Below are 23,418 nucleotides of genomic sequence, written 5' to 3' on the forward strand. Positions count from 1 at the left end.
CTTGGGGGTGATTGCCGCTAAGAACAGGCGCAACTGTTAATTCGTAAAGTGAACGGAACACGCGGGAATGGGTTTTTTGCGCGCGCGGCATGATGAGGCGCCGGTACTGGGCTGCGATGCTGCCGACCTCGCCGAGGTCGAGCAGATCGTGGTGCGGTCGGGCACGTCCTTTGGCAAGGGCATGCGTATCCTGCCGCCCGACCGCCGATATGGCATGTATGCCGTCTATGCCTTCTGCCGCCTTGTCGATGACGTGGCCGATGACGAGGGTGAGGCGGAGGACAAGAGCCGCAGGCTCGAGGAATGGCGCGCCCGTATTGCCCGGCTTTATGCCGGTGAGGCGCGTGACGGCATCGACCGCGTGCTCATGGCCACCATCCGCCACTTTGATCTGCGCCAGGATGACTTTAATGCCGTGATCGACGGCATGGAGATGGATGCGCGCGGCCCCATCGTGGCCCCCGATGAAGCGACGTTCGACCTGTATTGCGACCGCGTGGCCTCCGCCGTGGGGCGGCTTTCGGTGCGGGTGTTTGGCGATTCCTCACCTGCGGCCGACCAGGTGGCCTACCATCTTGGTCGCGCGTTGCAGATCACCAACATCCTGCGCGACGTGGCTGAAGATGCCCGCCTTGGCCGCCTCTACCTGCCGCGCGACCTGCTCGAGCGCTTCAACATCACTCCAAAGCCCTCCGCCGTGGTGCATGCCTCCCGGCTTGAGCAGGTGGGGCGCATTCTGGCAGCACGCGCGCATGACCATTTCCGGGCGGCAGCAGCGGCCATGGCGCAGTGCGACCGTAAGGCCATGCGGCCCGCGCGGCTGATGGGGGCGACCTATGCCGCCATTCTCAGCGCGCAGGAGCGGCAGGGCTGGGGCACGCCAGAAAAGCGCGTGTCGCTCTCACGCCCGCGCAAGGTGCTGATCGCGCTGCGCGCGCTGGCGGGCTGAGGCCATGGCGGGGCATGTCCATATCATTGGCGGGGGCCTTGCGGGGCTCTCCGCCGCAGTCGAGCTGGCGGGTGGCAGCGAGCAGGTTACGGTTTACGAGGCGGGGCCTGCCTGTGGCGGGCGGGCGCGCTCGTATCATGACCGGCAGCTTGACTGCCGTATTGATAATGGCAACCACCTGCTGCTGTCGGGCAACCCGGCGGTGTACCGCTATCTGGGCCTGATCGGGGCGCAGGATACGCTGGTGGGGCCGGAGCGCCCGGTCTTTCCGTTCATTGACCTGGCCGACCGGCTGCGCTGGACGCTTGACCTCTCGCGCGGGCGGGTGCCGCTGTGGGTGCTCTCGAAGCGCAGGCGCGTGCCGGGCATGCGGCTGGCCGAGCTGCGCGGCCTGCTGGCGCTGATGGAGGCCACGCCCGACATGGTGGTGGCGGACTGCCTGCCTGCGGGCAGCCTCTCGCGCCGCCTGCTCGAGCCGTTTGCCATATCGGTGCTCAACACCATGCCCGATACCGGCAGCGCCGCCCTGCTCGGTGCCGTAGTGAAGGAAAGCCTGGCCCGTGGCGGGCGCAATTGCCTGCCGCGCTTCCCCGCCATTGGCCTTTCGGAAAGTTTTGTTGATCCCGCCCTCGATCATCTGGCCGTGCTCAAAGCGCAGGTGCGCACGGGCAGCCGGGTCAGCGGGGTGGAATTCACCCGCGGCGGTCCGGTCACGGCAGTAATGCTGGGCGCGGAACGCATTGAAATCGGCCCGGAGGATACGGTCATCATGGCCGTGCCCGCCCCCGTGGCCTCGGGCCTTCTGGCAGATCTGCCCGGCTTCAGCGCGCCTGATGCGTTTGAGGCGATCCTGAACGTGCATTTCCTGCTGCCTTCCGCCCCGGTGCTGACCGGCGGGCTGGCGCAGGCGCGCTTTATCGGCGTGGTAGGGGGCATCAGTGAATGGGTGTTCGCCAAGGACCGCATCCTGTCGGTCACGGTCAGCGCCGCCAACCGCTATGCCGGGCGTGACCTTGATGAACTGGCCCCCCTGATCTGGAACGAGGTGCGCGCCGCCATTGATCCGGCGGCTACGGCGCCGCTGCCGGTGGAGGTGCCGCCGCTGCGCATCGTGCGCGAAAAGCGCGCCACCTTTGCTGCCACCCCTGCGCAGGACCGCCTGCGCCCCGGCACGCAGACCATGGTGCCCAACCTGTTGCTGGCAGGCGACTGGACGGCCACGGGCCTGCCCGCCACCATTGAGGGCGCGATCCGCTCGGGGGCTGCGGCCGCGCGCGCGGTGCATGCCCGCAAGGGCACGCCGGGCCGACCGGGATGAGGCGTGATACACAGGCGACCGGCCTGCGCCGCCACGCGGGCAACGGCATATAATGATCATGGCGGCCGAGGCAGGCACCGCGTTGCGTCTCAGTCCTCTCAGCAGGGCGGCGTTGTCCCTCCAGCCCGCATGGAGCGCGGGAAGGAGGGGCGGCCACCACGTGGTACGACTGGCTTCTGACGGGAGTTGGACTGGTGTGCTCAGGGTCTGTGGCCGTGTTGCCTGCGGGCGGAACCTGCGCGTAGCGTGCAGGCGGGGCACTCCGGCTATGGCTTGTGATAATGGCAGGGAGATCCATCAATATGTCCGGTAGTACAGCAGTCTCTCCGTTTTCCCGCTTGGGCATTGTGGTGGGCATGGAGGCGGAAGCCGCCCTCATTCGCCCCTTCCTGCCCCACGCCCGTTTTGGCCTGAGTGGCGCGACCCTGTCAGGCGCGCGGCAGGCGGTGCTTGATCTGCTTGAAGGCGGGGTGGATGCGCTGCTCTCCTTCGGGCTGGCGGCGGGGCTTGATCCGGCGTTGCAGCCGGGTGCTGTGGTGGTGCCGCATAATGTGCTGGTCAATGGCGAGCGCCTGCCCGCTGCCCCTGCGCTCCTGTCATGGCTGGGGGCCGAGCGGGCGGATGTGGTGGGCGGCGACCTGCTGCATAGCGATGTGATCGTAACCGCTGCGACCCGCAAGATGGCGCTGTACCGCGAGACGGGATGCGTGGCGCTGGACATGGAAAGCGGCGTGGTGGCGGAAATGGCCGCGGCCCGCAAGGTGCCCTTCGCCGTGCTGCGCGTGGTGTGCGACCCCGCAGAGCGCACCCTGCCGCCTGCCGCCGTGGTGGCGCTGCGCCCCGATGGCAGCCTTGCAGTAGGCGCACTGGCCCGTAGCATAGCATGCAATCCGTTCCAGATTCCGGCCCTGATCCGCGTAGGGCGTGATGCTGGCCTGGCGCGGGCGGCGGCCAAGGCCGTTCTGGCGCGGCGTTTTGGCTGACGCGCCTTATCAGGAAAAATTTCTGGCAAAGCTTTTTTCAAAAAGCTTTGAAGAATGCAGTCTTTTTGAAAACAGGCTGCATCCGGAAACTTTTATGGCCTTTTGTCCTGCATCTCCCTGAATTCTCCCTCGGTCGGAAAAAACTTTTATCCTTCCCGGCCATTGGGCCTCCTGCCTGACGCGGAGGCGCCATGTGGCGCGATGGCTGTTTTCCTGCCCGCTTTTGGTTAGGCTGGGCGCGGCCAATTGATTCGCATCAATGTCAGGCCCGGCAGATGGGCGTGACATGCTGCCGGTTCTTGGCAAGCAGCAGGGAGAGAGGCATGACACGGGCGGTGCTCGCACTCAACGCAGGTTCATCCAGCCTGAAATTTGCCCTCTTCGCCATTGAAAAAGGCGAGACGGCGGCCTCCCCTAGCCATCGCATCGCCTCGGGCGAGCTTGAGGGAATCGGAAGCCACCCCCATTTTGTCGCCCATGACGCAGGTGGCCGCGTGCTGGTGGATGAAACATGGGCCCCCACCGCCGATGGCGAGAACCTCGACAAGGCCCATCTCGGCCCCATGGCTACCCTCATGGAGTGGGTGGACAGGCAGCTTGGCAGCGTGGACCTCATGGCCGTGGGGCACCGGGTGGTGCATGGCGGGCCTGACTTCATTGCCCCCGTGCGCATTACGCCCGATGTGCTGGCGCGGCTTGCGGCCCTCACGCCGTTTGCCCCCCTCCACCAGCCCGGCAGTCTCGCACCCATCCGCGCGCTGCTTGCGCAGTATCCCGACCTGCCGCAGGTGGCGTGTTTTGATACCGGCTTCCACCATACCCTGCCGCCCGTGGCGCAGGCGCAGGCCCTGCCGCGTGACTATGCGGCGCGTGGCGTGCGGCGCTACGGGTTTCATGGCCTGTCATATGAATATATCGCCTCCGCCCTGCGCGAGCGCGCGCCGCATCTGGCTAATGGGCGCACGCTTGTCGCCCATATTGGCAGCGGTGGCAGCCTGTGCGCGCTCAACGCCGGGCGCAGCATCGACACCACCATGGGTTTTTCGGTGCTGGACGGACTGGTCATGGGCACGCGGTGCGGGCATCTCGACCCCGGCGTGATCCTGTACATGCTCAAGGAAGAGGGGCTGGGTGCAGCCGAGATCGAGAACATCCTCTATCACCGTTCCGGCCTGCTGGGCGTGTCCGGCGTTTCGGCCGATATGCGCGACCTGCACGCCAAGGCGGGCGTCAGTGCGGAGGTGACACAGGCGCTGGACCTGTTTGTCTACCGCTTCACCCAGCAGGCGGGTGGCATGATGGCGGCCCTGCAGGGGCTGGACGGGCTGGTGTTCACCGCAGGCATTGGCGAGCATGACGCCATCATCCGCGCCGCCGTGTGCGCGCGGATGGGCTGGGCGGGCATCCGCCTCGATGCGGCGGCCAACGCCGCACACCACGAAATCATCAGCACGGCCGATAGCGCCGTGGAGGTGCGGGTGATCCCCACCGACGAGGAAACGACAATCCGCCGCCATGTGCTGATATGTCTGGGCTGAGCGCCGGGCAGGAATGGACCATTCTGGAAGGAACGGAAATGAGTGAAACCCCATCCGCAACACCGCTTTCCGCAGCGGATGTCGCGCTGTTCAACAAATGGTGGCACGCAGCCAACTACCTGTCGATTGCCCAGATCTACCTGTTGGCCAATCCGCTGCTGCGTGAGCCGCTCAAGCTCGAACACACCAAGCCGCGCCTGCTGGGGCACTGGGGCACCACGCCGGGGCTGAACTTCCTGTACCTGCACCTTAACCGCATCATTCGTGAGCATGACCGCAGCATCCTGTTCGTGGCGGGCCCCGGCCACGGGGCGCCGGGCATTGTGGCCAGCACCTACCTTGAAGGCACGTATAGCGAATACTTCCCCGAAGTGACGCAGGATGCGGACGGGCTGGCGAAGCTGGTCAAGCAGTTCTCCTTCCCCGGCGGCATTCCCAGCCATGCGGCACCCACCACGCCGGGTTCGATCAACGAAGGCGGTGAACTGGGCTATTCGCTCTCGCACGCCTATGGCGCGGCGTTCGACAACCCCGATCTGGTCGTGGCCTGCGTCGTGGGCGATGGCGAGGCCGAGACCGGGCCGATGGCTACGTCATGGCACAGCAACAAGTTCCTTGACCCAAAGACCGATGGCGCGGTGCTGCCGATCCTGCATCTCAATGGCTACAAGATCGCCAACCCCACGGTGCTGGCCCGCATCTCGCCCGATGAACTGGTGAGCCTGTTCAGGGGCTACGGCTATGACCCGATCGTGGTGGAAGGTCATGACCCGGATCTGATGCACCAGAAAATGGCCGTGGCGATGGACACGGCCTTTGCCAGGATCGCGGAGATCCAGAAAGCCGCGCGTGAGAAGAACGACACCACGCGCCCGGCGTGGCCCATGATCATTATGCGCACCCCCAAGGGCTGGACCTGCCCCAAGACGGTGGATGGCCTGCGCACGGAAGGCTACTGGCGCGCCCATCAGGTGCCCATTACCGACATGACCAATCCCGTGCACCTCAAGCTGCTTGATGAATGGCTGCATAGCTACAGGCCTGAGGAACTGTTTGACGAAAACGGCACCCTGATGCCCGAAATCGCGGCCCTTGCCCCCAAAGGCGATCGCCGCATGAGTGCAAACCCGCACGCCAATGGCGGTCTGCTGCGCCGCGACCTGCGCCTGCCGGATGTGACGGACTATGCGGTTACGGTGGAATCGCCCGGTCATGCGCTGGGCGAGGGCACGCGCGTGCTGGGCACGTGGCTGCGCGATGTGATGAAGGAAAACCTGCCTGCGCGCAATTTCCGCGTGCTTGCTCCCGATGAAAACAATTCCAACCGCCTCAACGCGGTGCTGGATGTGACCAACCGCGCCTGGAACGCCGAGACCTTCGATTACGATGACCATCTGGGCGTTGATGGCCATGTGATGGAAATTCTGAGCGAACATACCTGCCAGGGCTGGCTGGAAGGCTACCTGCTGACCGGGCGGCACGGCTTCCTGTCATGTTATGAGGCGTTCATCCACATTGTGGATTCGATGGTCAACCAGCATGCCAAGTGGATCAAGCAGGCGGATGAGGTGTCGTGGCGCGCGCCGATCGCATCGCTGAACTACCTGCTCACCTCGCATGTGTGGCGGCAGGACCATAATGGCTTCAGCCATCAGGACCCTGGCTTCATCGACCATGTGCTGAACAAGAAGGCCAAGACGGTGCGGGTGTTCCTGCCGCCTGATGCCAATACCCTGCTGTGCACGGCCAAAACCTGCCTTGAAAGCCGCGACCGGGTGAACGTGATCGTGGCGGGCAAGCAGCCCGAGCCGCAATGGCTGGACATGGATTCGGCCATCGCGCACTGCGCCAAGGGCATCGGCATCTGGGAATGGGCCAGCAACGACAAGGGCGGCGAGCCCGATGTGGTCATGGCGTGTGCGGGCGACGTGCCAACCATCGAGACGCTGGCTGCCGTGCAGTTGCTCAACAGGCACCTGCCGGACCTGAAGATCCGCGTGATCAACGTAGTTGACCTGCTGACGCTTGAATCGCGCAGCCAGCACCCTGACGGGCTGGAGGATTATGTATTCGACAGCCTGTTCACCACCGACAAGCCGGTCATCTTTGCCTTCCACGGCTATCCGGCACTGATTCACAAGCTGATTTACAAGCGCACCAACTGCCGCAACTTCCATGTGCATGGCTACCGCGAGGAAGGGTCCACCACCACGCCGTTTGACATGACGGTGCGCAATAACCTTGACCGCTTCCACCTTGTGCAGAACGTGATCCGTCGCGTGCCTGGGCTGGCGGAAAAGGCGGCCTATGCCAACGAGGCGATCAGCGACAAGCTGGTCGAGCACACGCGCTACGTGGCGCAGTACGGGCAGGATCTGCCCGAAATCAGGAACTGGCGCTGGTCATAACCATAACAGACCCGTCAGGAACTATGGGAAAGGGAGCCGCAAGGCTCCTTTTTTCATGGGGCACAAAAAGCAGTCCTGAAAAAATCCTTTAGTAACAAAAGTTTTTGGTGAAGCTTTTTTCAAAAAGCTTCGAAAGACGCCGCCTTTCTGAAAAAAAGGGCGCCACCCAGAAACTTTTATCAATTCATGCGATCATCTGGTTCAGGAAATCTCGCGCCCGGTCTGTCTGCGGGTTGGTGAAGAATTGTTCAGGTGGCGTGATTTCCATGATGCGCCCCTGATCCATGAACACGATGCGATCGGCAATATGGCGGGCAAAGCGCATTTCATGCGTTACGCACAGCGTGGTGATGCCCTGGGCTGCGAGGTCGTTCATGATCGTGGCCACGCCGGACACGGCTTCGGGGTCGAGGGCGGCGGTCGGTTCGTCAAACAGCATGATTTCGGGCTGCATGCACAGCGCACGCGCAATGGCCACACGCTGCTGCTGGCCGCCAGAAAGCTGGATGGGGTATTTGCGTGCCTGCCCGGCAATATTCACCTGCTGCAAAAAGCGCATGGCCAGCGCCTCGGCCTGCGCGCGCGGCATCCTGCGCACCTTGCGCGGTGCCAGCGTGCAGTTGTCGAGCACGCTCAGATGCGGGAACAGGTTGTAGTTCTGAAACACCAGCCCCACGAGTGCCCGCAGCCGGATCAGGTCGGTTCTGGCGCTAATGGCCTGGCCATTGATGTGCAGCGAGCCGCTGTCATGCGGTTCGATGCGGTTGAGGCAGCGGATCAGCGTTGACTTGCCCGAGCCGGATGGTCCGAGCACCACGACCTTCTCGCCGCGCCGCACGTCAAGGCTGATGCGGTCAAGGGCGATGAAATCCTGATACAGTTTGCTCAGGTTGCGGATCGACAGCACGGCGTTGGGGTCAGGATTCATGCGTGCCCGCCCTGTGCTGGTCAGCCCATGCAAAACGGCGCTCGACGCGTTTTTGCACCAGCAGGAAAAAGAAGACCATGGCCAGGTAGTAAACCAGCGCCGCAGCATAATACTCGGTAAACTCAAACGTGCGCGCAACCTGAATCTGGGTGACTGCCAGCAGTTCCTGCATGGAGATGACAGAAGCCAGCGAGGTGGTCTTGAGCAGGCTGATGAACGAATTGATGGTGGGCGGCAGTGCAATGCGCAGCGCCTGCGGAAAGATGACATGGCGGTAGACCTGCCCGCGCGACAGGCCCAGCGCATCGCCCGCCACCGCCTGAGCGGGGTCGATTGCCGTGAGCGCCGCGCGGTTGATTTCCACCTGATAGGCGGATTCATTGATCGAAAGCGCCAGCCATGTAGCGAGGAAGGGCGTGAACCATGCCTCACGGAAAAACGGCAGGAACTGGGGCAGGGCGTTCCAGATGAACAGCAGTTGCAGCAGGGTCGGTGCACCACGGAAGAGTGCGACATAGGCCGTAAGCCCTGTTCTGAGCAGGGAGTCCCGACCGTTCAGCACCAGCGCCATGGGGATCGAGATGATGATGGCGGTCAGATGCGACAGCACGGCCACGGCCAGCGTGATGCATGCCCCCCGCATGAAGGCCGCTGAGGTCAGGGCACCAAAAAAAGTGCCCCAGCGAAAGGCCGGAGCAGGTGCGCTGCCGCCCAGCGCCTGCGTGGCGTCGGGCGTTATGGCCCATTTCTGTGTGATTGCGGCCATCTGCCCGTTATCGCGCAGGGTGGCAATGGCGTGTTCGAGCAGCGCCCTGTCATGCGCGTCCTTGCGGATATAAAGCGCGAAATGCCGGTATTCGGGGTAGGGGGGCGTAAAAATCACGCCCACTTTGCCGTGTAGTTGTTCGCGCCGGTAGGTCAGTTCCACATCCTGACTGGCCAGTGCGAAGGCGCGCCCGATCAGCACCTGCTGCACCACCTCTTCCTCGGTGGGGTATTGCTGAATGATCATCGGCGTGTGGCCTGCCGCCACCAATGCCTCGTTTTCCTGCGCAAGGCGCGCGCTGTAGCTGGTGCCGGCCTGCACGGCCACCTTCCGGCCCGACAGGTCGGCCATGCTGCCCAGGGGATGCGTGCCTGCGCGCGCCACGATGACCAGCGCCGTATCCTGATAGGTCACGGCATCAAAGTTGCGTTCACGTTGCGGCAGTTTGATGATGCCACTCGCCACCAGCCCGCAGCGCCCTGCCGCAAGGCTGGGGAACAGGCCGGTAAAATCCATGGTCGTGACGGCCAGCGTCACGTGCCAGTAGGCTGCCAGGGCGTGGGCGATATCCATGTCGATACCGTCCACCGCCGTCATGTCGGTGCCGTTTACGAATGTCATGGGGGGCAGGGTGGGGTTGGTGCAGACCGTCAGCGTGCCATCATGAATGAAGCCGGGCAGGAGCGGCGCATCCGCCCGTGCCATGCCCGTGCCCGCCAGCATGCAGGCAAGGACGGCCACCACAATGCGGGCGGCGCACAGGCGCCTGAACCGTGCCATCAGAGAGGTCATGCGGTGCTCCTCGCGCGTGTGGCGGGTGGCTGGGGATAGGCCGGATTCAGCAGGCCGCCTCTAAAATGGCGCGGAACGTGTCGTGCATGAGGCCGGTCTCGGCGTTGGGGCGGGCCAGGAAATAGAAGCTGGTTTCAAGTTGCAGGCCGTCCAGCACAATGCGGCGCAGCAGCCCGTCATGCACCAGCGGCAGGGCGAAGGGTTCGGGCAGGAAACCGATGTAATTGCCTGACAGGATCAGCAGGGCGCGTGAATCAACATTTTCCGCTGCCGCGGCGAAGGTCAGGTGCGGGCGCAGCCTGTCCCACATGGGCGAGGTGGCGGCACCCGAGACCGTAATCATGCGCTGCTCGGCCAGAATGGCGGGCGTGATCTCGCTTTCGGGCATGTTGAACAGGGGGTGGCGCCTGCCACAGAACAGGTGCAGTTTTTCGTGAAACAGGGCCGTGGTCTGGACATCGGGCACGTGGCGCGGGTTCAGGGTAATGCCAGCGCAGGCCTGCCCGTTGAGCACGGCAAATTCCACCTCACGCGTGGAGGTGGAGCGGATATCCATGAACACCGCCGGGTAGCGGGTGGTAAAGGTTTCAATGGCGCGCACCAGCGCTGTCTCACCATGAATCTGGATATTGTCGGGCACGTACAGGCAAAAGCGCCCCGACAATGTGCCGCTGGCCTCGTTTATGCGTTGCTGGAAGTGCGCGATATCCGCAAACAGGGTCTCGGCAGCCTCGAGCACAAGGCGCCCTTCAGTGGTCAGGGCAAAACCGCTGCGCCCGCGCGTGCACAGCCGCAGGCCAAGCCGGTTTTCAAGGGCTGCGATGTCGATGCTGATGGAGGACTTGCTCTTGCCAAGCGCCACTTCAGCTGCGGCAAAACCGCCATGTTCGGCCACGGTGCGGAACACGCGCAACTGCCGCAGATCCACCTCGGCCACCTGTCCGTGAAAACCGTCTGCCTTGCGGCGCGGTGCCGCGGCCTTGCGGGGTAAGGGTGCAGGTCGTCGTGTCATGCAAAACCGATCCACCAGATAAAGGGCATGAATGCACTGCTTGCCCATGCCGGGCGTTACGGCGCTGAAGGAACAGGCGGAAAAGGGCCGCGCTGTCGGTCCAGACCGGTTCGTTATCGCCATTATCCATAAACCGTAATGATGAGGGAGGAAAGCGTTTCTGGCTGTCACGAAAGCGATAGTCCTGAAATGGTATTTTCATGAAATATTTTCAGAAACAGAAAATTTTTTTAGTGAATATTTTTAAAATACTTCATAATAACGACAGTTTTTTATAAAAAGGCGGTTTATGGGGACTTTATTGTTTTTACCGATGCGCTGCTTCAAAATATGTTTTTAAGCTTATGGCTGAAGCTTACTTTGAAAAATTCCTGTTTACGCGCGGCTGGTGGTGGGTAATCGTCGTACCATGTCGTATGGGTAAGGACTGCGGCACCCCTGAGCCCATAAGGGGCAACATGCCTGCTACAGGAAGGAATATTCACGAATCATGTCTTCCCTTTCGCCTGCGCCCGCAACGGCCCCGACCGAAAAGACCGTGCGTGAGGATCTTGCCGCCGCTTACCGGCTCATGGCGCTTTTTGGCATGACCGACCTTGTCTATACTCATCTTTCGGTCAGGCTGCCGGGGTGCGCGCATGCCTATCTGGTCAACCCCTATGGCTTTCTGTTCGAGGAGATTACCGCAAGCTCCCTGGTGGTGGTCGATGCCGATGGCCTGCCCCGGCAGGAAACGTCATGCCCGATCAACCCGGCGGGGTTTGTCATCCATTCCGCCATCCACCGCAGCAGGCCCGACGCCGCCTGCGTCATGCACACGCACACGCTCGCGGGCATGGTGGTGGCGGCACAGGAGCAGAACATCCTGCCGCTGAACCAGATCAACATGGAGTTCTATGGCCGCGTTGGCTTCCACCCCTATGAGGGGATTGCCGACGATGACAATCTGAGCGAACGCGAGCGCCTCGTGCGCGATCTTGGCACGCGCAATGCGCTGATCCTGCAAAACCATGGACTGCTCACGGTGGGGAGCACCATCGCGCAGGCCTTCTACAGCATGTACTATCTGGAGCAGTCGTGCCGTATCCAGATTGCGGCGCAGTCCACGGGGGTTCCGCTGCATGTCCCTTCCGAAGTGCAGATCCTGCGTGCGCGCAAGCAGTTTGAGGATGACCCCGACGAAGGCCGCCTGATCTGGCAGGCGCTGCGGCGCAAGCTGGACCGTGAACAGCCCGATTACCGGGACTGAACCGTCCGTCCATCGCCTGCGCCATATTTCTCCATACCCCAGGCTCCGGGTCGCTAATAGGCGGGGGAGACCGTAACAGGCTGGCGGAGGGTGGAGACCTGGAGGGATCGAAGAACCGTTTTCTTGAACTCCTGTTTCCTGATTTCAGGGCTATGACGTTTTGATTGATGGTTGTCAGGGTAACTTTTTCTCTGCGTTTTGATCCATGTGGAGATATTACCCGCGCTGAACTGCTACGCGGTCGCACTGATCCGCTCCAGGAAGATAAAGCGGCGCATGTTGTAGACGATGTTGGCCAGCCCAATTTTCATGGTGGCCCGTGTGATGCCGACGGTGCGTATGAACAATCCCATCTGTGATTTCTGATCGGCAAAGACATGCTCAACGCGAGACCGGATAACGGACTTGCCCGCATTGGATCGCTGGATATGACAGGGCATAGGCTTGAGATGCGACTTTTTCCTATGAACCCTGGAGACAAAGCCCTGCTTTTCCATGAAGGCTTCATTGGCTTTTGAGCGATAGGCGGTGTCGGCCCAGACATCAGACGCGGTATTGCTGCGGTCGAGCAGGCCTTCTCTCAATCTTGCACCATCGCTGGCAGCGGCATCTGTGGCCTTCCATTTCCGGATCAGTCGGAACTTCCGGTCGATGGAAATATGCGATTTATAGCCAAAGAATGGGATGGCGAGATCTGTTGAGGGGATCGTTCCGTCATCCCGCCGTTTCGCCTTGGTGAATTTCAGCGTCCAGCGTGCATGACGATCCTTGTGGGACAGCTTTGCAGGTTTGTCCTGCCAGTCTTGTGGGATTCGTCCCGCCCGAATATCCGCCTTCTCCGCGTTGGTATTGCGCTGCTTTGGAGCCGCCACCAGCGTTGCGTCCAGGATCTGGCCTGACATTGGGAGATAACCAGCGTTCCGTAGGATTGCGTCAAAGCGATTGAACAGGACATCGATCGCACCCGCCTGTGTCAGACGCTCGCGAAAGAGCCAGACCGTTTTGGCATCCGGTACCCGGTCCGACAGCCCCAGACCAAGGAAACGCATAAAAGACAGGCGGTCGTTGATCAGGTATTCCGTCCGCTCGTCGGAGAGGTTGTTCAGCGTCTGGATCACCAGAATTTTGAACATCAGAACCACATCAAAAGGCGGACGCCCGCCTTTGCTTCCATCCGAATAGGCCAGAGCCTGGTCCAGATCAGGGCGGAACACCTCAAAATCTACAGTCCGGGAAAAGGCTTCAAGCTGATCGCCAAGCCCGCTCAAACGAGCAAGCCGCTCTTCAACATCAAAGAAACCCGGCTGCTTCATTATTCATCCATCCAATCACCACAGGAGGCATGGAATCACAGATACGCACTCAAAACCATGGAGTTTTTAGAACCCTCCAACTGGTCTTCGCCATATTTTTCAATAAGCTGTGGAGCGAGCACGTCCAGAATATTCTGGATGGCATCAGAATGATATAAATCCAATAATTTATAGGCTTGGTCTTCTATCGTGCCTTCAAGCTTGTTGCTTTCGGAATATACCGGGAATTCACGCAATGCGGAAATATAGGCTTCCTGCATTGTTTTTGTAATTTTGGATGATTGCAGGAATGTCCTAAAGTCTTTGACATATCCTGGTGCGATGTCATCAAACCCCTCAACAGGTGAAAAAATATGATGGACGGTCAGGTTTTTAGTGCGGAATGTAATTTCACTCATAAAATATCTCCTTAAATTGTTAATCAGGGATTATTTTCTAAAATACTTTTGAATATACAATATTGAATACGATTTTCCCTTTGTATTTATATGATAAGGGTTATGTATTCAAAAAGTCAAGTTTTTGAAACAGTATTTATTTAATTATTTTAAATAAAATAGATTTATTTCCAGTAATCGTGTCTTTTTAATTTTTGGCACTCTCTCACAAGGAAGAAACTCTGTTTCTGACTTGTCACGCACAAAGCAGGGGAACAGGAGATTTGTAAAATCTCCGGCGTGCGTATGGTGCCTAGATTTTTAAAATATTCTCATGGCTTTCAACCTCTGAATTATTCTGTTTCACCCATGTCATGGCGTTATTTGTTTCCTGAAGAATTTTTGCATTTTCCGCGTCCATCTTTCTGTTCTGCCAGTCGATGAATTTGTTTTTCAGATAGTCCGTATTTTTGGAAACCATCTGTGTCAAAACATCCTTTCCATGCAGGTTCAGAAAATACTCAAACGTAACAGGAATCCTGTTCTGTTGGGCATGTAACTTCTGATAATTCCTGTAGGATGCCCTGTATAAAAGGAAGCTCTGAAACAGGATATTTTCCTGCTGATCATCACTCATCATGTTCCATGTCGCATCACTGATGGGAGCAGGAAGTCCAAAATTCATGGCAATGGGATAAGGCTTGTTTCTGATAGTCACAGACCCACCAAAAAACAGGCTTAGGAACAGTTCCACCAGCAAAAGCAGAATGTTGCTGTCAATGCTGTTGTTGCATTGGTCAAGCCAGTATTGCTGGTCTTTAAGGTTCTGATAGGCTCTGCGATAAAAATGCCAGTCTTCCTGTTTTGCCTGTTTCAATCGTGCTTTTATGTCCCTGATATAATCCGGAGTAATCAGAATAATATGGGATAGACTGGCAACGTGGGTGACGCCTCTGTTCAGCTTTCCAGTGCTGATAGCCTTTGCAAAATTTTCCCCTGTGATGACAGGATTTGAACCTGTTGCTGTGCGATGGTTTCGAGCAACTGCTGTATCTGGTCGATGGGTGAGGGTTTGTCTCCCACTTCTGCCAGCAAGCCCAGGATTTCCTTTGCTGTGCTGTTGGCTCCAGAGGCTTCCTGATAGGTCTGTTGATAAAGAGTGATTCTGTTTTTCTGTTCGTTTTCCTTCATGATTTTTCTCCTTTTTTGCATTTGAATAGAGGGGTAAATTAATATGATTAAAGTAGGTTCTGGCTTGTTCCATGGTCATTTTCAGAGGACGTTTATGTCCACTGGCTTTTGAGCCAAGATTGACCAGCCTGTTAAAGGCATGAACGTTACCTGACTGGTCAATCACAACAGGACCTTTCTCGCCCATACAGATACGACAGTTAAATTGTGCCAGTTTTACCATGAGTAATTCGGGCTTGTATTTTTTACAGCCAGTCAGAACAAGACGGGCAAGACCAGCCTTATCAATATGGGTGCGTTCCTGTTGAGCACGTTCCTGGGGTTTTAATCGGGCTTTAGGTTTCTGGATGTCCCAAAGTCCTGCATCTCTTAAACGTTGGGCTTCTGCTGTCTTGCCTTCTGCCTCCAGAGCTTTGATGACAGCACGATTATGGGCACCCGGTGTGATGGTTTCCCCTGTGCGAAGTTCAGCCAGTCTGTTGATTTTCTCGCGTCTGGCATGGTCATTGTCCATGCGAAGACAGGAGCCAGATGGAAGGAGCAGGGAATAAACCCTGTGTCTGTGTTCCCTGCCATGTTTGACATGGATGGATTCAGAGAAGGGCTGTTTTGTTAGAGAAAATTCTTTCTCGTAATCCTGCCAGTAGGCTTCCCATTCCTGAGCCGTCCAGTCCTTCGCAGGGTCTGCGTGAACATGGTAGAGAGGCTTGGAGTGGCTGGCATAGCGTCCAATGTTCGTAAGCTCTTTAATCTGGTCTGTAATGCCCTGCTGAACCAGACCACGTGACGCTCCTGCAAAGGTGGCATCGTTCTGCTTTTTGTCATCGCGGAGATGACGCCAGAGGTTATACCCTCCCTTGCCTCGGGTGGCTCCTCCTATCATTCATGTCTCTCAAGCTTTCTGCGTAGGGTGTCAAGATTGAGCACAGCCTGACGCACATCAGGAAGAAGCTTCTCGGCCTCCTTATGCGCCATGACATGACCCTCCTGACGGGTTTTGATGGCATACTGAACCAATGCCCCACACAGTTCAGCCGTGCTTTCCCTGAGCCTGTAGAGTTCCTTGATGTATTCCGGCTTGGGTGGTTTGCGTGGACTATAGGCTTTGACTGGTTTGATCTTCTGATATGTATCAGAGGGAGAAAGGGCACCAGCCAGACACTCACGCACAAGACTGTTGGCTGTGATGTCACGCTGTCTGGCATGGTTTGTGATGCACGCATATTGCTCATCATCCAGACGAACCAGTAACGATTTTTTCAGTTTTCTTTTTTCACTCATGCAATGGGTCTCCTGCTTAAATGGGGGTCAACGGGGGAAAAGCATTTTCCCCCTTGCCAGCTACCAGAAGACGCGAAGCGGATACTGGTATGGCTGGCTATATTCAAAAGATAACAAAGGGGATGGCAAACAAGATAAGAAAACAGACAATAAGAAGAAAAGGTATTTTCCAAGTATAATGCAGGTGCTTTTTATAAAATGTGTTTCTTTTCTGGAAACTTAAACAGCGTTGTGTGTTGATGAAACATTATAAAAATAGAGAAACAGTCAACATCAAACACTGTTGACTATGAAGGAGAAAACATAAGGAAAGGTCAAGCGGGAACGCTGTTGACTGCTTCCTGATTTTTCTGTTGGCGTGACTTCCTGCGAACAACCTTGCTGACAGCCTCTTTCAACGCATAGGCATGGTTTTTGAGTTCTGCGAGGTCTTCAGGATTGTCCTGGATAACATCCAGCAGGGTTTCAAGGTCTTTGAAGATATTCGGCAGGGTTGTAATCTGTCTCCTGACACGTTCCCTGTTTACGGCTTCACTGGTGACACGCCACCATTCCAGAACTTCGGCTTTTTCCTGCTTGGTGCATTTATCCAGAATGTCACGGGAAACCATGGAATAGTAGCAGGGGAAAGTGCCAAGGGTTTCCTTGATGGCTCGTTTCTTTTCAGGGCTGTATGTCCAACGACTGATTTCCCATTTGGGTCTGGCTTTGTTCTCTAATAATCGAAATTGCATGATTAAAATCTCCTTATAAAATGACTGAAAAACTCCTTATGAATTTTGTCTGTTTGAATGGTGAAGGGTAAGGGAATTAGCGTTTCTTTTTTGTGATTTCCACGACAACAGAGGCTTTCTGATGTGAAGCCTTGGGGAGCGTCAAAGTTCTGCGTTCCGGCTTCTGGGCCTTGGTCTGTTCTTTTTTACGCTTTTTGTTTTCTATGGAATGAGCAGAAAATATGCCTCCATCTGGAAAAATATTGAACAGCCATTGCTTGTGAGTGCCATCCAGATTGGCCTTGTAAAAAGTAAGCTTGTCGTTGCTCACATAGCAATACATCTGTTTTCCATCATCCAGTGTGACGCAAAATGTCTTGTCGGACTTGCCCCCCTCTGGTGTCGCTTCAAAGAACGCATTGCCTTCATTCAGCACTTTACGTTCCTGGAAATTGAGCAGACCAAACGATGTAAATGATGCTTTTTTGGCTTTTTCCATAATATCGCTCCTTTAAATTATGTTGTTTTATTATTAAATATTAACATAATATTGCGTATAAAATCAAGTATAATGTTGGCATATATTTATAAATATCGTATTTTATTATTTATGTTGAATGGTTATTATGTTTTTTTGTGAAATGGTCAACAGGGTTTTGTGTTGACTATGAGAAGAAAAAATAGTGCGTTACTCAACGTAAAAACCTGTTGAGCAATGGAGATAAAAAGGGAAATCATGCCAAAATCCAGAGAAACCAAGGTTCTGGAAAAAACCGGCATATTCATCACGCGGGATAGCTCGGAAAACACGACATAAGACATATGGAGCAACGAAAAACCTTTAAGGGGTAGGATTATATACCTGAAAGGTTAAATGCTTATGATGTGGCAATTCTGAGCGTTTCCATGCGATGTGTGATTATATGTAGGGACACAACCAGTCTCACAAAAAGCCAAACCGATACTTTGGTCAAAAAATCGAAAAAATCCCCCCGGACCCCCGGTCACTATGTGACCTAAGATTAAACCTTACTTCACTAGCGTAATGGGCATCGCTTCGCTCATTGCCCTGTTTTATTCTTTTCAAGCGTGGAACTGTTTTTTTTTTAGGTTTATCCTTTAGTCGCTTCGCATACGCTACGCTTGAGGTTTTGTTGGTTCCTAAGCAAAACGCTTTAATTTACTGTTTTCCAATATATGCGTTTTGCTGGTTGTAAGGTTTCCATGTATAAAAATTATTGGAAACCCGCAAAGCGATTAATCTCAGGGCTACGCAGATTATATGTAGGGACACACTTGCGACATTATTAAAATGTTGGTGGCAGAGGTAATGTGAAGGAGAGTTATTGTGACGGAAACGCAAAAAACAAAATTTCATGAGTGTGGTTTTTTGTCAGATGAAGTTGAAGAAGAAAAGTGGAAAATAAAAAAACATTACGAAAAAGAGTTTGTTGCATTATATGAGTTAAATACATTTCTGATGGACGTGTGTAGAGATTTGCATCCGAGTAATTCTAGGAAAGAATTGATATCAAACATCATAGCAATTAGATTTTGTCAAAGTTTTCAGTCTTCTGTAATACTCCTAAACTATGCTATAAACGCAGATTCATATTCTATAATAAGGAATATGCAGGAGTGTTATTTGGCTCTTGCCTGTCTTCTCAAAGATGAGGATTTTTTCATAAAAATTGGAGATTATGATGAGACGAAATTCAAAAAAGAAATGATTTTATTCATGGAACGAAATGCTTTTTTCGATACCATCACAAAAGGTTTGGAGAAGAAATTCAATAAATTAAAATCTGATCTTGATAAAACTCTCAATGATTTCGATATTAAATCTAAAACATGTGCATCTGTTTTCTACGACAAAACAAAAGATGAACCTCAGAGTCAATCCATTTATTATGATTACAAGATGATATCAAACACTAAATGTCATATTTCTGTTAATTCATTTTTGAATAATTTTGAGATTAAAGATGGTAATTCATATATAAAATTTAGAGGCATAAATATTGATGAAATGCAGTCTTCAGTAAAAAGAATTATTGATGTCTGCACATTTTTCATATTGAGGTTGGATGATGCTTTTTTGAATAAAAAATATGGAGAGAAGGTAGTTCCTATCGCTGAGGCATTATACAAATATTATATTAAGAAAGATGTTCTGGTGAGCAAAGATGATTTTATTAAAAAGACAGGATAATTTTTATCTATCTACAGCTTCCCTTTTTCTCTCCAACGTTCCCAAGTTCTGCGACATACACCATGGGCTAACCAAGGTTTTGTGGCAGATAAATTATTTTTCTCCAACCATTCCACACGCTCCATAACACCTGCCTCTCTGCGTTTGTGCATGGTGTTTTCCCTGTCTCTCCTGCGTTTCTCGTCCTTGTCGATTAACACCTTGAGATTGAAATTTCGCATATCATCAGAGGTAATGCCAAGCCTGTCGATAATGGTCTGTGTTCTGTAGCGATAGGCTCCCTTGCGATGAAGTCCGGCTTCCTCGTTCCTTTTACGTTCTTCTTCGGTCATATTGGCAACCTGCTTGGCTTTCTTGAGCAGAGTGGACGAATGAGCCAGCAGGTTTCTTTTGTCATTCACATAGGAAGCAGGAAGGATGAGACCAGCCCATGTTTTGATTTCCGGCCATAGCTGTTGGGAGGGGATGATATTGCCAAGCATGGAAGCCCCGATATGGGCATACATGTCAGGGCCAGCCACATGCCCTGATTCCTCACAGTAAGGAATGACACCCCCATATTTTTTGTCTGCTATGGTCCTGATGTCCTCCACAACACGCCATGACCAGTCAAACCTGTTGAATGCCTTGCGGTTGCCAGCCTTGAGCCTTTCCCTGGTTTTCTCACGTGCCAGATGAATGACCTGTCCCTTGGCTTCATAGCGTTGCTTCTGGGCTTCTCTCCATTCGCGTATCTGCTCAAGAGAATAGGGTAGAACCTCGTCTGCAAAATCATCAAAAACATAGGTCATGGCATGACCATCCCTGTCAGTCTGGTGCAACAGTTCCACCGGCTGGTTGTTCTTGCTGTTCAGGGTTCCCACAACACGCAGGATTCTGGATACGTCCACACAGGCAGGGTCTGCACCAAGTGGGGCAAACAGGGACACAAGCTGTTTGTTGAGGGCTACAGCACGTCCTACAGCTTCTCTTGGGATGGGGGAGGCCCAATACCACTTGAGATAAATGCCACGCCCTGATGAGATAATGGCAGAAGGAACAGGAATAAAATTGTCATCACAATAGGAGAGGATGCTTTGCGCCTTCTGCTGTTTGGTCATCCAATCGGGAAAGAACTCTGTCTTGTAGCAGTCGATATCCACATAGGCGTGTGTCATGGTTTCTATGAATAGGGCACGTCTGCATGGTCTGGAAAAGAAGCCCTGAGCCATGTAGGTATCCCTGTCATTGGCGATATGGGACAGGACAAACTCAAGCTGATCCAGCTTGTAGGCTTTCTGGGTCATATGCCCATTATTGATACGATTGAGAGTGAAAAAGGCTTGCCCATTATAGGGTAATATTCTGTCTTCACTTGGGTCTGTATAAATGTTTTTCTTTAAAATTGCGCCCATAAAATTTTTCTCCTTTAATAATGATGGAGAAAAACTTCCAATAACTACATTTTTTACTTGACTAATTCATTGAGTTGCTACATAATCAATTTATAAAAAATAGTGTGTATTTTTGGGGTTTACTCCACCGTGGTTATGAAAGTCAGATGTTGTTGCATCTGGCTTTTTTCTTATTAAAGCATAAATGATAGAAATATTTCAATATAAAAATAATATTCCTATTTTATTTCGTTTTTATTTATGTATTAAATCATACAGACCATAGTGAGCTTATGCAAAAGCAGTGGTTCGATGGAGTAGTTCCCCATCGTTGGTTTCAAAGTCAGATTCTCATAAGTCTGGCTTTTTTGTTGTCCAGATTTCAGGACATCCTTTGTTAAACTGGCTGTTGAGCCATTCCTTACAATGTCCAGTCTTCCTTGCCTGTATTCCTGTCATACTGGTTGGACAGGTCTGTTCAACAGGGAAGGAAACATATGGAAGACACTACGAAAACATGGGGCATCAGGGGGATTTCTGCTGATGTCAGGCAAGCTGTCATTACACAGAGCCAGAAGCAGGGCATGAAAGCCGGAGAGTGGCTGACATTGGCTATTCTGGAAAAAATCAGACAGGACAGAAATGCAGGCAAAGCCCTAGTGGCTTCCAATGGGAAACCTGCTGTCAGTGCAGAGGATACCTCTGCTGTTCTGGCTTTGCTGGAACGTCTTCAGGGTATGGGAATTGAACCTACTGACAGAATGAAGAAGCAGGCCACCATGCTGGTCAGGAAGTGCATATTATCTATAAAAAAAATAACATTGGCATAATATACATATCAGCTATGTTTCATTGTATATGAGAAATTTTACAATTTTGTATAGCGTGTAAATCTTCCAAAATTAAGGAGTGATTATCAATGTCTATTTCCGATGATTGTGTGAGCCTTAAGAAAAATCTTGAGCATGTTTATGATATGGAAAAGTTTGTAAATGAGATGATGCGTAAAGGAATTGTTAATGGATGGGATGGCGTTTTAGAGAAATTTCAAGAAGCTAAAGAAGAAATTACGAAACGTATGAAAAAGCTTGGCTGTTAATGTGAGTAATGTGGGGGTATCCCCACATTATTTTTCATCTTATTTCATTTTTCCGACAAACAAATTTCCCACATCCCAAAACTCAGGATATTTCACGCTTTCTGCAACTTTTTTGAGGTTCACAATATCCACATCATCAAAGTAGACCGTGCTCCCTACTGACTTGTCGTGGCTTTCATGTCCCAGAAAGTCATCAATCCAAGATTCACGTAACCCACCCTCGCCATGCTCATGAATGTTCCTGAGTTTGGTAGACACATTATGCCGGAAGGAATGGAACACCACGCTCCTGCCAATACCAAGGCGTGATTTGAACTTGCTGAAATCCCTCTGGAAGTGAGCAGAACGCTTGTTGTCCTGCCCCTTAAAATCGATGTCATGGAACAGGTAGTGACGCTTCTGGTTCATGGCTCTTTGGGCAAGGTCTAGCAATCCGGCTTCCTGTAAGGCCGTGCAGATGGGAACGACACGTTTCCCGGCTTCAGTCTTCGCACTCCATTCTGTCCAGGGTTTTCCTTTCAGGGCAGGGTGGTCCTGCACCAGAATGCAGGGAATACCTTGAATCTCCTGAATGTCCTGCGGTCTTAGACGACAGATTTCTTCCAGTCGCATCCCTGTGTAAGAGGCAATTCCCACAATCATGGAGGCTGTCTTATGGCTGATGGTGCCAAACTGCCAGGGCTGGCCTGCAATGGTCTTTAAGTCGCTGTCACTCCAGCGCACACGATTGGTTTTGGACTTTGTGTCAAACTGCCAGCCACCTGTGAACACGTTGCGGTCCACAAGGTCACGCAAAAGGAAATGCTTCCAAAGCCCGGAAAGCTTGGTGAAATGGTTTTTGACTGACTTCCCGGAGATACGGGCCAGCTTGCGTTTCTTCGCATCTGCCACAAATTCCTGAACTGTCCGGGTGTCGTTACGCTGTTTGCCGTAACTCTCCGGTAGCTGTTCCATCAGGGCTTTGAAATGCCCGATATCTGCCCCGGTATAATCTCGCATGGGTTTATCCCCACAGACTTCCAGAAAGCGTTTGAAGGTGCGTTCGTAGGATTTGACCACAGTGGATTTGACTGTGGTGTCTTTGCTTTCCAGGAAAATTTTAATCGCTTCTGAAAAAAGGGGAGAAGGTTTTTCCTTCGGAGCCAGAAAGGCTTTCATGTCCTTAATCTGGCTCTGGATATCCGTCAGGGCTGGAAGGCTGGCTTTGGTCTTTTTCAGGTCTGTGACAGTGCGTTCCAGCAGATGCACACTTCTGCCAGTCAGATTTCTGGCTTTCTCCAGCTTTTCCACCTGTTCCAGACTTTCCATGGAATGTCTGAGTCTCTGATGGTTATATTCCGTCTGTAAGGATGCAATCCTGTGCTGGTAGTCCTGAATAAGCAGGTCAAAGAGTTCCTGCGCGTCTTCAGGCAGTTCATTCCTGATAAAATTTTCGTTTTCGCTGAGTTCTGTCTTGAGGTGCATTACGGAACGGAACAGCCTTTCGGTCTCTGCGAAAACTGCACACGCATATGGTTTGGCAACCTCGCGTTTGTTAGTGCCAAGGGAGAGCCATAGCTCCTTTTTGCCCACAATATCACGTATATGTGAAGGAACGGCCCTGCGGAAATGATACCCGGATTGGAGACGAATCAACATACAGACGGCTCATTTTGTAGAAGCCGATTGTAGAAGGTTCGGCTTTTATGGTTGTGGAAAGACCATAAAAGTCAATTAAATCAATATGTTATGAGTGGTGCGAACTGCGGGACTCGAACCCGCACGCCCAGTTACAGGCGCAAGATTTTAAGTCTCGTGCGTCTACCATTCCGCCAAGCTCGCATACGGAACCCTGTTTAGCATATACAGGACACAGCACAATCATTAGCCCTGATTTTATTGAATTGAGTTGTTGCCACCCTATTCATAAATTGTAG

Annotated in this window: 21 protein-coding genes and 1 tRNA gene; 9 read left to right on the plus strand and 13 right to left on the minus strand. The window is 53.7% G+C overall.

The window, feature by feature from the left end:
* The first annotated feature begins 67 nt into the window (after positions 1–67).
* The 3 genes from hpnD (at position 68) to FMA36_RS05960 (ending at position 3,250) form a co-directional block, all read left to right on the plus strand.
* Positions 68–949: a presqualene diphosphate synthase HpnD gene (gene hpnD / locus FMA36_RS05950; RefSeq protein ID WP_159261508.1), complete on the plus strand. Its 882-nt coding sequence runs from the start codon at positions 68–70 to the stop codon at positions 947–949.
* A 4-nt stretch (positions 950–953) separates the two neighbouring features.
* Positions 954–2,267: a hydroxysqualene dehydroxylase HpnE gene (gene hpnE / locus FMA36_RS05955; protein WP_159261510.1), complete on the plus strand. Its 1,314-nt coding sequence runs from the start codon at positions 954–956 to the stop codon at positions 2,265–2,267.
* Between the two features lie 302 nt (positions 2,268–2,569).
* The gene (locus FMA36_RS05960) at positions 2,570–3,250 is read left to right on the plus strand and encodes a phosphorylase family protein (RefSeq protein ID WP_159261512.1); all 681 of its coding nucleotides are present in this window, start codon (positions 2,570–2,572) and stop codon (positions 3,248–3,250) included.
* Between the two features lie 9 nt (positions 3,251–3,259).
* On the opposite strand, the gene FMA36_RS05965 is transcribed toward FMA36_RS05960, so the two are convergent.
* Entirely contained in the window at positions 3,260–3,538 is a 279-nt protein-coding gene (locus FMA36_RS05965) for a hypothetical protein (protein WP_159261514.1), read from the minus strand.
* A 35-nt stretch (positions 3,539–3,573) separates the two neighbouring features.
* Here FMA36_RS05965 and FMA36_RS05970 point away from each other — a divergent pair, with 35 nt between their 5' ends.
* Both FMA36_RS05970 and FMA36_RS05975 read left to right on the plus strand, forming a co-directional pair.
* Positions 3,574–4,788 carry an acetate/propionate family kinase gene (locus FMA36_RS05970; RefSeq protein WP_159261515.1) on the plus strand — a complete coding sequence of 405 codons (1,215 nt, stop codon included), beginning with the start codon at positions 3,574–3,576 and terminating at the stop codon, positions 4,786–4,788.
* A 38-nt stretch (positions 4,789–4,826) separates the two neighbouring features.
* Positions 4,827–7,196, plus strand: coding sequence for a phosphoketolase family protein (locus FMA36_RS05975; RefSeq protein WP_159261517.1), 2,370 nt, complete (start codon positions 4,827–4,829; stop codon positions 7,194–7,196).
* 184 nt (positions 7,197–7,380) lie between these two features.
* Here the strand turns inward: FMA36_RS05975 and FMA36_RS05980 are convergent, their stop codons facing one another.
* The 3 genes from FMA36_RS05980 to FMA36_RS05990 are packed head-to-tail and all read right to left on the minus strand — an operon-like array spanning position 7,381 to position 10,694.
* Positions 7,381–8,124 (minus strand): amino acid ABC transporter ATP-binding protein, encoded by a 744-nt coding sequence (locus tag FMA36_RS05980; RefSeq protein ID WP_159261519.1) that lies wholly within the window; start codon positions 8,122–8,124, stop codon positions 7,381–7,383.
* Positions 8,114–9,682 carry an ABC transporter substrate-binding protein/permease gene (locus FMA36_RS05985; protein WP_159261521.1) on the minus strand — a complete coding sequence of 523 codons (1,569 nt, stop codon included), beginning with the start codon at positions 9,680–9,682 and terminating at the stop codon, positions 8,114–8,116. Before FMA36_RS05985 ends, FMA36_RS05980 begins: the two co-directional genes overlap by 11 nt.
* A gap of 46 nt (positions 9,683–9,728) precedes the next feature.
* Positions 9,729–10,694: a LysR family transcriptional regulator gene (locus FMA36_RS05990; protein WP_159261523.1), complete on the minus strand. Its 966-nt coding sequence runs from the start codon at positions 10,692–10,694 to the stop codon at positions 9,729–9,731.
* A gap of 490 nt (positions 10,695–11,184) precedes the next feature.
* Here FMA36_RS05990 and FMA36_RS05995 point away from each other — a divergent pair, with 490 nt between their 5' ends.
* Positions 11,185–11,943 (plus strand): class II aldolase/adducin family protein, encoded by a 759-nt coding sequence (locus tag FMA36_RS05995; RefSeq protein WP_159261525.1) that lies wholly within the window; start codon positions 11,185–11,187, stop codon positions 11,941–11,943.
* A 233-nt stretch (positions 11,944–12,176) separates the two neighbouring features.
* On the opposite strand, the gene FMA36_RS06000 is transcribed toward FMA36_RS05995, so the two are convergent.
* The 6 genes from FMA36_RS06000 to FMA36_RS06025 form a co-directional block, all read right to left on the minus strand.
* On the minus strand, positions 12,177–13,259 hold the full coding sequence (locus FMA36_RS06000) for an IS5 family transposase (protein WP_206065278.1): 1,083 nt from the start codon (positions 13,257–13,259) through the stop codon (positions 12,177–12,179).
* 32 nt (positions 13,260–13,291) lie between these two features.
* Positions 13,292–13,654, minus strand: coding sequence for a hypothetical protein (locus FMA36_RS06005; RefSeq protein WP_159261529.1), 363 nt, complete (start codon positions 13,652–13,654; stop codon positions 13,292–13,294).
* Positions 13,655–13,946: 292 nt separating this feature from the next.
* Positions 13,947–15,707: a hypothetical protein gene (locus tag FMA36_RS06010; RefSeq protein ID WP_159261531.1), complete on the minus strand. Its 1,761-nt coding sequence runs from the start codon at positions 15,705–15,707 to the stop codon at positions 13,947–13,949.
* Positions 15,704–16,105 carry a hypothetical protein gene (locus FMA36_RS06015; protein ID WP_159261533.1) on the minus strand — a complete coding sequence of 134 codons (402 nt, stop codon included), beginning with the start codon at positions 16,103–16,105 and terminating at the stop codon, positions 15,704–15,706. Before FMA36_RS06015 ends, FMA36_RS06010 begins: the two co-directional genes overlap by 4 nt.
* 314 nt (positions 16,106–16,419) lie before the next feature.
* A complete protein-coding gene (locus tag FMA36_RS06020) occupies positions 16,420–16,839 on the minus strand; it encodes a hypothetical protein (protein WP_159261535.1) in 420 nt (139 codons plus the stop codon).
* Positions 16,840–16,915: 76 nt separating this feature from the next.
* Positions 16,916–17,317: a hypothetical protein gene (locus FMA36_RS06025; RefSeq protein WP_159261537.1), complete on the minus strand. Its 402-nt coding sequence runs from the start codon at positions 17,315–17,317 to the stop codon at positions 16,916–16,918.
* Positions 17,318–18,166: 849 nt separating this feature from the next.
* Between FMA36_RS06025 and FMA36_RS06030 the strand changes: the two genes are divergently transcribed.
* On the plus strand, positions 18,167–19,030 hold the full coding sequence (locus FMA36_RS06030) for a DUF5677 domain-containing protein (protein WP_159261538.1): 864 nt from the start codon (positions 18,167–18,169) through the stop codon (positions 19,028–19,030).
* Between the two features lie 11 nt (positions 19,031–19,041).
* On the opposite strand, the gene FMA36_RS06035 is transcribed toward FMA36_RS06030, so the two are convergent.
* Positions 19,042–20,424: a DNA-primase RepB domain-containing protein gene (locus FMA36_RS06035; protein WP_159261540.1), complete on the minus strand. Its 1,383-nt coding sequence runs from the start codon at positions 20,422–20,424 to the stop codon at positions 19,042–19,044.
* 476 nt (positions 20,425–20,900) lie between these two features.
* On the opposite strand from FMA36_RS06035, the gene FMA36_RS06040 reads away from it, so the two are divergent.
* The gene (locus tag FMA36_RS06040; protein WP_159261542.1) at positions 20,901–21,233 is read left to right on the plus strand and encodes a hypothetical protein; all 333 of its coding nucleotides are present in this window, start codon (positions 20,901–20,903) and stop codon (positions 21,231–21,233) included.
* Positions 21,234–21,322: 89 nt separating this feature from the next.
* A complete protein-coding gene (locus tag FMA36_RS06045) occupies positions 21,323–21,502 on the plus strand; it encodes a hypothetical protein (protein ID WP_159261543.1) in 180 nt (59 codons plus the stop codon).
* Positions 21,503–21,541: 39 nt separating this feature from the next.
* On the opposite strand, the gene FMA36_RS06050 is transcribed toward FMA36_RS06045, so the two are convergent.
* Positions 21,542–23,140 carry a DUF6538 domain-containing protein gene (locus tag FMA36_RS06050; RefSeq protein WP_159261545.1) on the minus strand — a complete coding sequence of 533 codons (1,599 nt, stop codon included), beginning with the start codon at positions 23,138–23,140 and terminating at the stop codon, positions 21,542–21,544.
* Between the two features lie 95 nt (positions 23,141–23,235).
* A tRNA-Leu gene (locus FMA36_RS06055) sits at positions 23,236–23,323 on the minus strand.
* Between the last annotated feature and the right edge of the window lie 95 nt (positions 23,324–23,418).

The sequence above is a fragment of the Komagataeibacter xylinus genome (assembly GCF_009834365.1).
Taxonomy (GTDB): domain Bacteria; phylum Pseudomonadota; class Alphaproteobacteria; order Acetobacterales; family Acetobacteraceae; genus Komagataeibacter; species Komagataeibacter xylinus_D.

Coding starts and splice junctions, on each gene's coding strand:
- FMA36_RS05975 (WP_159261517.1), top strand. CDS start 4,827: ATGAGTGAAACCCCATCCGCAACACCGCTTTCCGCAGCGGATGTCGCG.
- FMA36_RS06010 (WP_159261531.1), bottom strand. CDS start 15,707: ATGATAGGAGGAGCCACCCGAGGCAAGGGAGGGTATAACCTCTGGCGT.
- FMA36_RS06050 (WP_159261545.1), bottom strand. CDS start 23,140: ATGTTGATTCGTCTCCAATCCGGGTATCATTTCCGCAGGGCCGTTCCT.
- FMA36_RS05990 (WP_159261523.1), bottom strand. CDS start 10,694: ATGACACGACGACCTGCACCCTTACCCCGCAAGGCCGCGGCACCGCGC.
- FMA36_RS05995 (WP_159261525.1), top strand. CDS start 11,185: ATGTCTTCCCTTTCGCCTGCGCCCGCAACGGCCCCGACCGAAAAGACC.
- FMA36_RS05985 (WP_159261521.1), bottom strand. CDS start 9,682: ATGACCTCTCTGATGGCACGGTTCAGGCGCCTGTGCGCCGCCCGCATT.
- FMA36_RS05970 (WP_159261515.1), top strand. CDS start 3,574: ATGACACGGGCGGTGCTCGCACTCAACGCAGGTTCATCCAGCCTGAAA.
- FMA36_RS06035 (WP_159261540.1), bottom strand. CDS start 20,424: ATGGGCGCAATTTTAAAGAAAAACATTTATACAGACCCAAGTGAAGAC.
- FMA36_RS05965 (WP_159261514.1), bottom strand. CDS start 3,538: ATGTCACGCCCATCTGCCGGGCCTGACATTGATGCGAATCAATTGGCC.
- FMA36_RS06015 (WP_159261533.1), bottom strand. CDS start 16,105: ATGAGTGAAAAAAGAAAACTGAAAAAATCGTTACTGGTTCGTCTGGAT.
- FMA36_RS06025 (WP_159261537.1), bottom strand. CDS start 17,317: ATGGAAAAAGCCAAAAAAGCATCATTTACATCGTTTGGTCTGCTCAAT.
- FMA36_RS06040 (WP_159261542.1), top strand. CDS start 20,901: ATGGAAGACACTACGAAAACATGGGGCATCAGGGGGATTTCTGCTGAT.
- FMA36_RS05980 (WP_159261519.1), bottom strand. CDS start 8,124: ATGAATCCTGACCCCAACGCCGTGCTGTCGATCCGCAACCTGAGCAAA.
- FMA36_RS06005 (WP_159261529.1), bottom strand. CDS start 13,654: ATGAGTGAAATTACATTCCGCACTAAAAACCTGACCGTCCATCATATT.
- FMA36_RS05960 (WP_159261512.1), top strand. CDS start 2,570: ATGTCCGGTAGTACAGCAGTCTCTCCGTTTTCCCGCTTGGGCATTGTG.
- FMA36_RS06020 (WP_159261535.1), bottom strand. CDS start 16,839: ATGCAATTTCGATTATTAGAGAACAAAGCCAGACCCAAATGGGAAATC.
- FMA36_RS06045 (WP_159261543.1), top strand. CDS start 21,323: ATGTCTATTTCCGATGATTGTGTGAGCCTTAAGAAAAATCTTGAGCAT.
- hpnD (WP_159261508.1), top strand. CDS start 68: ATGGGTTTTTTGCGCGCGCGGCATGATGAGGCGCCGGTACTGGGCTGC.
- hpnE (WP_159261510.1), top strand. CDS start 954: ATGGCGGGGCATGTCCATATCATTGGCGGGGGCCTTGCGGGGCTCTCC.